This window comes from Methylicorpusculum sp., from assembly GCF_030651835.1.
Classification (GTDB): Bacteria; Pseudomonadota; Gammaproteobacteria; order Methylococcales; family Methylomonadaceae; genus Methylicorpusculum.
In genome coordinates this window covers 1-8,685 of sequence record NZ_JAUSBX010000139.1, presented here as the reverse complement: position 1 = coordinate 8,685, position 8,685 = coordinate 1, and the positions used below count along the sequence as shown (strand labels likewise).

General features: G+C 45.9%; 5 protein-coding genes. 1 reads left to right on the top strand and 4 read right to left on the bottom strand.

Going from position 1 to position 8,685, the window contains the following annotated elements; all coding sequences use genetic code 11:
- Positions 1 to 438: 438 nt before the first annotated feature.
- Positions 439 to 2,058 carry a multicopper oxidase family protein gene (locus tag Q7V32_RS18030; RefSeq protein WP_304898371.1) on the top strand — a complete coding sequence of 540 codons (1,620 nt, stop codon included), beginning with the start codon at positions 439 to 441 and terminating at the stop codon, positions 2,056 to 2,058.
- Positions 2,059 to 2,302: 244 nt separating this feature from the next.
- Here the strand turns inward: Q7V32_RS18030 and Q7V32_RS18025 are convergent, their stop codons facing one another.
- The 4 genes from Q7V32_RS18025 to Q7V32_RS18010 form a co-directional block, all read right to left on the bottom strand.
- A complete protein-coding gene (locus Q7V32_RS18025) occupies positions 2,303 to 3,910 on the bottom strand; it encodes a diguanylate cyclase domain-containing protein (protein ID WP_304898370.1) in 1,608 nt (535 codons plus the stop codon).
- Between the two features lie 131 nt (positions 3,911 to 4,041).
- Positions 4,042 to 7,173 (bottom strand): PAS domain-containing hybrid sensor histidine kinase/response regulator, encoded by a 3,132-nt coding sequence (locus Q7V32_RS18020; protein ID WP_304898369.1) that lies wholly within the window; start codon positions 7,171 to 7,173, stop codon positions 4,042 to 4,044.
- Positions 7,160 to 7,783 (bottom strand): DUF1638 domain-containing protein, encoded by a 624-nt coding sequence (locus tag Q7V32_RS18015; RefSeq protein WP_304898368.1) that lies wholly within the window; start codon positions 7,781 to 7,783, stop codon positions 7,160 to 7,162. The genes Q7V32_RS18020 and Q7V32_RS18015 overlap by 14 nt, the downstream gene beginning before the upstream one ends.
- Positions 7,780 to 8,538: a uroporphyrinogen decarboxylase family protein gene (locus Q7V32_RS18010; RefSeq protein WP_304898367.1), complete on the bottom strand. Its 759-nt coding sequence runs from the start codon at positions 8,536 to 8,538 to the stop codon at positions 7,780 to 7,782. The genes Q7V32_RS18015 and Q7V32_RS18010 overlap by 4 nt, the downstream gene beginning before the upstream one ends.
- Positions 8,539 to 8,685: the final 147 nt, after the last annotated feature.

The window sequence follows — 8,685 nt, the reverse complement described above, 5'->3', positions numbered from 1 at the left end:
ACCGGATCAGGCGTTGTTGGGTACGGACGGTATTGAGGGTATGATGATGCACGTGATTGGTCCCTGGTGTTGGTTGAGGTTTTGGCGAATTGAAGCATAACGCCATACCAATCACTTTTACAATATTTTCATGGGCTTATGGCTTAAGTAAGTGCCATTCGTATCTGACCCTAGTTATCTGGATGGCAAAGGCTGTAGCACGTCCTTGTGCTCTGGATCCCGGCAATCCCTGCCGGGAAGACGTCCCTGCTTAACGCGAACTGTGCTTTATTAAATAGGTTTGCCACCGTTTACGCAGACCCTATCGATAATTCCTTCAGCCCAAGCCCAAGCACAGTCCTTTTTTGAGATTATTGGGAAACTTTAGTTTAATACTTTTAATAATTAGAAATAGCTAATATACTAAATCATTAGCACACCCGCATGAGGTAATCCCCAATGAAATCGCCAATCAATCAACAACGCCGTCAATGGTTGAAATACGCCGCAATAACCGCTGTTGGAGCGGCAACTTATCCTACTTGGGCCCAAGCGACTGGAAAATTTAAAGCCGTCAATCAGCCTTCCGCAAATTTTATTCCTGATGTCGAAATTGAGTTAACTCAAGAGGTCGCACACGTTCAATTGCTGGATGGACAAAAAACGCGCGTTTGGAAAGTTCTGGGTAAAGTTTTAAAAGGCCCGATGGAAGCCGTGCAAAATTCTCCTGATACTTATCTGGCACCTACGCTTCGTTTGCGTAAAGGTCAGAAAGTCAGAATCTTTTTAAACAACAATTTACCGGCTCATTCCATTCTTCATTGGCATGGTTTGCATGTCCCCGCCATTATGGACGGCAATCCCATGTTTGCGATTGGTACCGGGGAAACTTATATTTATGAGTTCGAGCTGCTCAATCGGGCTGGAATGTATTGGTATCATGCCCATACTCACAATCTCACGGCCAAACAGGTGTATTCCGGCTTGGCGGGATTGTTTATCGTTCAGGATGATGCTGAAGAAGCGCTTGATTTACCGGTCGGTGAGTTTGAAGTGCCTTTGGTCATCCAGGACCGCAGTTTCGACAAGGAGAATCAACTGGAATACAGCGATCATATGATGCAGCGTATGCAAGGTTTTCTTGGCGAGCGGATTCTTGTCAACGGTCAGCCTGATTTTGTTTTGCCGGTTTCCGGACAGGCGTACCGGCTGAGATTGCTGAATGGTTCAAATTCCCGAATTTACAAGTTAGGCTGGAGTGATGGCGCTAAACTCACGGTCATTGGTGTCGATGGCGGATTATTGGAAAAGCCGCAAGTTTATCCGTATGTCATGCTGGCACCGGGCGAACGTGTGGAATTGTGGGTTGATTTCGGTTCGCGCGAAGTGGGAACGGAAGTGACGCTTAAAAGTCTCCCCTTCGAATCGTCAATGCATGGCGGCATGGGCATGATGGGCGGTGGCGGTATGATGGGCGGTGGTCGACGAGGCATGATGGGAGGCGGAATGATGGGCATGATGTCCGGTTCCTCGTTGCCTTTGGGCGGCGAATATAATCTGTTCAGTGTCAAGGTGATTAAAGCCGGAAAAGGCAAATCAAAATTACCGGAAAAATTGACGCCGCTATCAAAGCTCAAGATAAACGATGCGGCCAATGCTGATAAGCCTAGATCCATCAGGCTTTCCATGCGCCATATGTCAGCGTTTTTGAATGGCCGTTCTTATAAAATGAACGATGTCAAAGCGGATGAGATCATTCCTGTTAACACCTTGCAAGTGATTGAATTTGATAACGGCTTTGGCGGCATGAACGGAATGGCGATGCCGCATCCCATGCATCTGCACGGTGAGCAGTTTCAGATCATCAAGCGTCAGGTCAACGCCAATTCCAGCGATACGTATGCCTCCGTTTCGGCTGGACTGGTCAGAGGCGGATGGAAAGATACCGTTTTGGTCATGCCGGGTGAAAAAGTAACGGTACTAAAACCTTTCAATGACTATACCGGTCTGTTTATGTATCACTGCCATAATCTCGAACACGAAGATCTGGGCATGATGCGGGACTTGTTGATCAAGTAAGGATCTGGTTAAAAATAACCTCCCCCTTTGAAAAAAGGGGGATTCGGAGGGATTATTAAAAAATATCTCTCAGTCTCTCTGCAGTTGTTCCAAGCGGTGTCCTATCTGCAGCATCAATGCAATCTTCTTTTTAAAAAAGAAGGGTGAATAATCGAGTGATTTGGCACAATCGGAATTTCAGGAAGTTATTTGTGGCCATATCCTAGGTGGAATACAATCCGCTTCCGCAAGGGAAACACCTGTGTCAATGATGTGTTGCGTTGAAAAAATGGATTTTATTTTTGCCGGACTGTTTTGCGTTGTACATGGCCTGATCGGCTTGCCGCAATAGTAAATCGGCCTCTACGGTGCCGGATTGATCAACCGCGACGCCTATACTGGCTGTCACCTGACACGTCTGATCTTGAATCCTGATCGTTTCGGCAATCGAGTTGAGTATGCGTTGCAAGGTTTTTTCACATTCGTGCAGATCATGCAATCGGGGTAACAAGATGATAAATTCGTCGCCGCCTAACCTTGCTACGGTGTCGGATTCGCGGATGATGTGACTGATACGCTTGGCGATTTCAATTAAAACAAAATCTCCTGCTGAATGCCCGAGGGTATCGTTGATCGGTTTGAACCCGTCCAGATCAAGATAGCATACCGCCATTAAAGTGGGTTCTCTTTTGATTTGTAATAAAGCCTGTTGCATTCGGTCGCTTAACAGGACGCGGTTAGGAATACCGGTCAGCGCATCATAGTAGGCAATTTTCTGTAGTTGCTCTTCATATTTTTTGAGCGATGTGATGTCGGAAAAAATACCAACAAAATTAATTAATTGGTTTTTATCGTTACGTACTGATGAGATGGTCAGCAATTCAGCGTAAATTTCACCGCTTTTTTTGCGATTCCATATTTCGCCTCTCCAGAAACCCTCGGTAATGAGGCTTGCCCACATTGCTTTGAAATAGTCTGACTTTTGAATGCCTGATTGCAAAATACGCGGATTCTGGCCCAGCACTTCTTCGCGGCTATAGCCGGTAATTCTTCCAAAGCCTTCGTTTACTTCGATGATGTTGGCTTTATGATCAGTTATGACGATGCCTTCGCGCGTATTTTCAAACACGCGTTTACTTAAACGCATACTGTTTTCGGTGGCCAGTTTTTCGGTAATATCGCGCGCTGAAGCATAAATTTCCCCATGCGATGGAGAAGCCTGCCACTCCAGCCAGCAATAGTTTCCGGCTTTATTTCTATAACGGTTTACGAAGCCGGTTATCTCCTTTCCCAGAAAAAGATTTTTGACAACTGCAACCGTCTCATTTTTGTCATCGGGATGAACAAAATCCCAAATCGTGGCGCCTTCTATTTCTGATGGTTTGTAGCCTAAGACTTTATACCAAGCGGTGTTTACTCTTTGGAAACGTCCATCGGCATCCAGAATACAAAATAAGTCCAAGCCCAAAGAAAAAAAATTGCTCATTTTCTCTTGCAGCTGTTTTAAAGCCAGCTGATTCTTGATGCGTAGCTTGATGATGTCCGGATTGAAAGGTTTACTGATGAAATCCAGCGCGCCCAGTTGCAGTCCTTGACTTTCTGATTCTTCATCGTTGATACCGGTTATAAAAATAACAGGAATATCACGGCAGATGGGGTCTTCCTTCAGCTTTTTGCAGACTTCATAACCGTCCAGTTCAGGCATCACGACATCAAGCAGGATTAAATCCGGCGGTGTTTGTTTGGCGATTTCCAGTGCTGTAAATCCGTTGTTTGCAACTTTAATGAGGTAATCATCACTCAAAAGTCTCGCCAATACCTGGATATTAAGCGGCATATCGTCAACGATGAGTAGGGTGAATTTAGTCGTCAAGGTGATATAGGATTATTAAATTCTAATATTAGATTATGGCTAACAACCAAAAGGCTGGCAAGTTTAGAGCTGCAGTAATTTTTACAAAGACCTTGTTCGGCTTGGTTGGGATGGCTACAGCTAATCGGAACCTACGCTGACAAATGACATTTGTTTTTGATATTCAGCAAATGAGTATGCGCATGGGTGTAATTGAAATTATGAATATGCAGAACCATGGCTTCAAATTCATCTAGCCAATCAACAGGCAGGCTTTGGCGGATACTGTCGAGCAATGCGTCATTAATGAAACTGTTTTCCGTCAGGAGTTTATCAAGCTCATCAAGTCCAGGCTCCGTTTCATTTACATCATGCTGTCCGGAATGAAAAGTCGCCGCGGGGTATTGATGAAGCATTTGCGTAATGTCTAATAGCGTCTTTTCAAATATGGCTCGCCAAGCATTGACGGTATCCGGATGATGCTCATTATTTTTGAGTTGATTGTCCAGCGCTTCGGTGATGCGATACAGATTTTTTGCGCCCATATTTCCCGCTGCACCTTTTAGTTTATGTGCCTGTTTTTCAGCTTTATCCAAGGCTCCTTCCTCTATATCAGTGATAAGTTGCCGGGCATCAATGAGTGCTTGTTGATGAAATAACGAGAACAGATTGATTAAAGCGATCCGGCTACCGCCTACCATCTGAATCAGGTGGGTCAGATCAAATTCTGGAAAGGCGGCGCAAAAAGCTATCCATGAAGTATCCATGACGGGCTCAGCCATTTTAGCGAGACGTTCTTTTTCCGGATTGATCCAGAGTACCAAGGTGGAAATCAGATCTTCCGGATTGATGGGTTTGGAGATGAAGTCATTCATGCCTTGTGCCAGGCAGTTTTCTCTTTCACTCATTGTTACGCCTGCTGATAGGGCAATTATGGGTAATTCAGCAAGATGTTGATGTTTTCGTAATTCGCGGGTTGCCTCAATCCCGCCCATGACCGGCATTTGAATATCCATGAGAACGGCGTCAAAGTTTTGCTGCCCAATTTTTTCTAACGCCTCTTTTCCGTTGTTGGCCACGTCAACCAATATGCCGGAAAGCTTCAAGAATTCCTTTACCACTTGTTGATTGACCTCGTTGTCTTCTACAAGCAGGATCCGTTTGCCGCGAATCGAATGTCCCAGGTTCGACAATTCGTTGCTTAATGAGCCGGCATGAAGGTTATTTCGATGACGTGTTAAACGGGGCTTGTCTTTATCTGTTATTACCAACGGTAAATCAAACAAGAAGCTCGTGCCTGAGTCGGGTTGGCTATCGACAAAAAAATGCCCGTCCATCATCGCTAAAAGTTTATGACTGATGGCCAGACCTAACCCGGTTCCGCCAAAGCGCCGGGTAATCGAGCCGTCGACCTGGCTGAACGGTTGGAAAAGTTTATCCTTGTCGGATTGAGTGATGCCGATGCCGGTATCTTTTACCGTAAAACTTAGAAGTACTTTGGTACCCGAGCGATGCTTTAACGACACGGTCAAAAAAACCCCGCCGTGTTCGGTAAATTTGATGGCATTGCTTAACAGATTGGCAAGAATCTGTTGCAGCCGCAGTGCATCGCCTGTCAAATTACGAGGAATGCCCGCCTGTACCGCTATAGCAAAATCCAGCTTTTTAGCATGTGCACGGATTTCGAACAAGTTGCGTAAATTATCCATGAGCGTGTCAAGATCAAATGGCGCCTTTTCTATTTCCATACGGTCGGCTTCAATCTTCGAAAAGTCCAGGATATCATTCAGAATGCCGAGCAGGTTTTGCGACGATAACAAGGCTTTATTCAGATAATTTCTAACTTCCTGCGTAGACGGCTGATTTAACGCTAATTGCGTCAGTCCGATGATGCCGTTCATTGGTGTCCGGATTTCATGCGACATGTTGGCAAGAAATTCCGATTTGGACTTAGCGGCCTGTTCGGCAAGTTCTTTGGCTTCGCGCAAGGCCGACTCAGTTTGGATGCGTTCGGTAATATCCGTAGAAATGCCGCATAAGGCATAAATAGTGCCGTCTTCTTTTCTTAGCGGCAGTTTAACTGACCAGTAGGTCATCGTTTGTCCCGTGGTGGTTACCGTTCCGGTTTCTTCGCACCGGATAGTCTCGCCATTGACCAGCACGCGCTGGTCATTCTGAAGGATGATCGCCTTGGATTCGGTGTCGAAAAATTTATCATCGCTGTAGCCGATAATATCTTCCGGATTGACGCGCCATAGTTCTCGCACCATACGGTTCGCGAAGAGATAGCAGCCTTGAGTGTCTTTAAGATAGATGCAGGCACTGACGTTCTCTAGCACCTCCATTAGCTTGTGCTCGCTTTGGCGCAGATCAGTTTCCAGGCGTCGTTGCTCCGTAATATCGTGGGCAGCCGCATAGATAAGTGCGCCTTGCGGTTGAGAATGCCATTCTATCCAGCGATAAGTGCCGTTTTTGTGCCGAAACCGGTTGATAAATCGGGAAACCACTTGCCCGTTTGCGAGTGTCGATAACGCACCTAAAGTGATTTCCTTATCATCAGGATGGACTAAATTCATAAAAGATTGGCCCTGAAGATCGGCAATCGGGTAGCCCAGCGTATGCTCCCAAGCGGGATTTAACTTGACAAAGTAACCCTCAATATTGGCAATGCAGAATAAATCCATTGCATTGTTAAAGTAACTGTCCAACTCCCGGGTTTTTTGTCTTAACGCTTCTTCGGCTTTCTGGCGGCTGTAATTGCGGATTTCGTTGCTGAGTATCAGGGCCGCATGATTAAAAAAAATAGGGAGATATTTGCGTAAAGGCTCGCTATTGAAATGAATGTTCTCAAGCTTTATCACGCCGATCAGATTATTGCTTTCCAGCAGCGGGAAGGCCCAGTTACAGGCGTGCTGTAACTGAAAACCATTGACGAGTAAATTGGTTTTATCGGTTTCTTCCTCAACCAGTTGGTGATGATCAATCACTTGTCTGACTAGGGGGTCATCTACTGTTTTAAGAATTTCGTGATTGCCGAAAAAGTTAAAATAATTCAACTCGTCATCAATCCAATAATAGATGACGGTATCAGTGCCTCCCACAATTTCCATGATGCTGTTCATCAAAGAAGCCAGCATGCCTTTTATGCCGGGGAGGGGATCGATGCTTTCGATCAGGCGGACAACAAGTTCCAAATAGGCTTTTTCATTGGCGAGCTTGACCATGCGCGCACGGAGATGGTCCACCTCCATTGCCGGGTTAGTGTCGTTTTCACCTGGGCTCATGTTGTTTTTGAGTGATGGCGTCGTCAAGAACCTGCTGCAGATGTTCCAGATCGACATCCATCCAGACCAGAGGCAAGTCAACAAATTGAGCGGCTAATGCGGCGGTGGCCGAGAAATCTTCCGAACAGGGTGTGCGTAGAGCCAGTATGTATTTGTGGCTGCTGTGAAAGATTTCCCTAACCACGCTGGGATTTTTCCCGAAGACCTCGGTAATCATAGGTTCCCAGGTATTGGCCCACTCTTCGACCAAAAAATAAGCGCCTTTGGACAATTCCTGCATAAACAGCTCATAGCCCAGCAGCATGACGATACAGTTTTGGCCTTGTGTGCGCAGGGTATGATGTTCCTCCAGAAAACAGTCCATTTTGGGATGACAGGCACCGTAGAAAACGATAGTTTCCCGGTTAGAATTTTCATCATCGGTTAAGGCCGAATTCAGTTCGGAAGCAAGTTTATCGAAATAATTATGAAGCGCTGAATGAAGAAACTGCGTTTCTATATTCCAGTCGTTTTGATTGATGAGGTAAGTGACCTCCTTGCTCAAAATCCCACAGCCGACCAGCACCATGGGTTTATTTTCCTCTACTACGGGCGGCATCTTGGATTTCATAAGTAGCTTCCGTATTCAAAGGCGGCGTTTATCATCGCGGCAATATTTTTTTCGGGTACTTCTAACGGCATTACGCCGTTACCCAATAAGAAATGAGCGTCCGGTTTACCGATTTCACAAAGCCGTTTGACTTCAGCACGGGTCTCTTCTGCTGTCCAGTGGATCATCTTGATATCGTCAATAACGCCGCAGGTTAAACCTCTGGTGCCTATGATGCTTTTGGCTTCGGCAAGATCGGCTTGGGGGCTGATGTAATGAGTTGTAATGCCAAGATTTTGGATAACGTCTTCAATAACCTTGTTAAAAGGAGCCATGCCGCAATAATAGATAACATCAGCGGTGCCGCCTGGTTCCATATCACGTTTCATCCAGGGCATAGAGAAATTGTGGAAACGTTTCATGTCCACAAAATAAGGCGAACCGAACGGTGATGAATAAATCAAAACATTGGCACCGGCAGCACGGTAAGCGGCAATTTCCTTTTGAAAAAAGTCGGAACATTTTCGAACCAGTTCATCACGCACATCATCGGGCCCCGTCAGAAGCAGCTCCAGCCATTTATCCATGCCCATCAGCAGTGACGGTAGTGTTGTCGAGGCGGTTAAGTACGCGCAAATCGGATACTTGCCACCCGCTTCCTCGCGGAGGATAGTCAGGCATTTGGCCGTTTCTTCCCATGCAGGGTGGCCGGTAATATCGTCTGGAACGTCCAGTTTTGCGATGTCATCGTAAGTCTTAATGACGAAGTCCTCCACATTAGGCCAGCAATTCTCATTTTAAAACCCTACCCGGAGTCAGGAATTGTGCCGTTGAGTCCTTTCAGCATAAACCGCATCAAATGATCCCAGTCATCGAATGGAAGATACTGCATTAAAGCGCGAAGATGTTCAAAAAAAGTCCGC